The organism is Arhodomonas sp. AD133 (genome assembly GCF_051195215.1).
Taxonomy (GTDB): Bacteria; Pseudomonadota; Gammaproteobacteria; order Nitrococcales; family Nitrococcaceae; genus Arhodomonas.
Genome location: NZ_JBNAZM010000156.1, coordinates 1 through 1113 on the forward strand (window position 1 = coordinate 1; position 1113 = coordinate 1113).

A 1113-nucleotide genomic window follows, 5' to 3' on the forward strand; every position below is an offset into this window, starting at 1 on the left:
GCGTATGCCGATGCCGACCTACAATGATTCATTAGGAAAAAACGTCGGCACTGTCGGAAAAAGGTTGACACATTCCGTCTACGACCCGGACACGGGGCTCGTGCGCTTCGGGGCGCGGGACTATGATTCGGAGGTGGGGCGGTGGAGCACCAAGGATCCGATTCTGTTTGAGGGCAGGGATGGGAATCTCTATGGCTACGTAGTTTCGGACCCTGTCAATTATATGGATCCGAACGGGTTGGCACGAAAGGGAAAGAAAAAGGGGACGCCTAAAAATCCGAACAAGCGTCCACCGCCCGAACACAGGAAACCGGGAGGGCAACGTGAGCGGAATGTCAAACATCCAAATAGTGAGGAACACTCGCGTAGACCTAAAGGTGGGTTTCGTATGCGGGGGCCGTTGATTCTATGTCCTCTTTGTGCGCCTTTCTTTAACAATGATAGTTTTTCAAATCCGGATCTATCATGTGAGGCTTGATCATGGGAGGAGAAGTCGGCAATGATGCCGGGGACTACGAACGGGTTTATAGGCTGTTAAGAGAAGGGGCTTATGAAGATGCCATAGATGAGATTATGAAACGAAGTACCGGGCGCGTGAGGTCGCCATATTCTATGGACCTTAATCATGCTTGGTATGTTTTAGGAAATCTCTATTATGAGAGCGGCGATTATGCTTCAGCGCTCGAATCTTTTAAGAAGGCATACCGTCATCGCCCTAGTGATGCAGAAGCGATGTGGGCGATTGCAAACTGCTACAGCGAGATAGGGAAGCCGCGCTGGTCAGTCTATTATTTAAAGAAGGCCATTTCCGTCACTGGAGGAGGGAATGAATTGCACTATAATCTCGGCAATGCGCTCTTTGATATGGGAGATTATAGTGCCGCGATCCGTGAATATAAAAAGGTAGACTCTCGTTCTGGCGTTATCTATGATATGGCGCAAAATAATATAGGGCTTGCCCGACGCATGTGTCACAAGGATAAAAAAAATCCTTCTTAGGATGATGGAAAGTAAGTCAAACCAATTTCTGTCTACATCCTGGATGCGTGACGCGATCCCGGGATCCGCGCACAAGTTGATGATTGGCGGTTACAATTTTCGGCGTTACCCATC

General features: G+C 48.9%; 2 protein-coding genes. Both read left to right on the forward strand.

The window, feature by feature from the left end; genetic code table 11:
- Nucleotides 1-10: 10 nt before the first annotated feature.
- Nucleotides 11-478: an RHS repeat-associated core domain-containing protein gene (locus ACPEES_RS23500; RefSeq protein WP_435106956.1), complete on the forward strand. Its 468-nt coding sequence runs from the start codon at nucleotides 11-13 to the stop codon at nucleotides 476-478.
- 2 nt (nucleotides 479-480) lie between these two features.
- Nucleotides 481-999 carry a tetratricopeptide repeat protein gene (locus ACPEES_RS23505; protein WP_435106954.1) on the forward strand — a complete coding sequence of 173 codons (519 nt, stop codon included), beginning with the start codon at nucleotides 481-483 and terminating at the stop codon, nucleotides 997-999.
- The last annotated feature ends 114 nt before the right edge of the window (nucleotides 1000-1113 follow it).